Origin of the sequence: Streptomyces sp. NPDC058469, assembly GCF_042721125.1 — a bacterium.
Taxonomy (GTDB): domain Bacteria; phylum Actinomycetota; class Actinomycetes; order Streptomycetales; family Streptomycetaceae; genus Streptomyces.
This window is the reverse complement of the sequence record NZ_JBHXME010000304.1, coordinates 1-301: the sequence shown is the minus strand read 5'-3', so window position 1 is coordinate 301 and position 301 is coordinate 1. Positions and strand designations below refer to the sequence as shown.

General features: G+C 76.4%; 1 pseudogene. It reads right to left on the bottom strand.

Going from position 1 to position 301, the window contains the following annotated elements:
- Window positions 1-301: pseudogene (locus tag ACFWP5_RS51630) on the bottom strand (sigma-70 family RNA polymerase sigma factor); the annotation flags it as partial.

Genomic DNA, 301 nt, shown 5'->3' with positions numbered 1-301 from the left:
CCCCCTCTACATCGGCCGGCGCGTGGTGAGGGGGGCGCGGTGGTCGGGGTGGTGGACGAGGGGTGAAGGGTGCCCGCTGTCGCAGTGGGGGCCAGGGCCTTCGGGGGTGGGTCGTTCGGGGACTGGGTGACGACGTAGACGCCGCCCGCGGCGATCGTCGCGCCCGCCGCCACGGCGACGGCCGGCTTGGTGAGCACCGCGAGCACCTTGGCCGACCAGCCGAGTGGCGCACCGCCCGAACCGGCGATCCCGGCGGAGCCCGCCGTCCCCGAGGCTGCGGCCGAACCTGCGATGCCGGAAG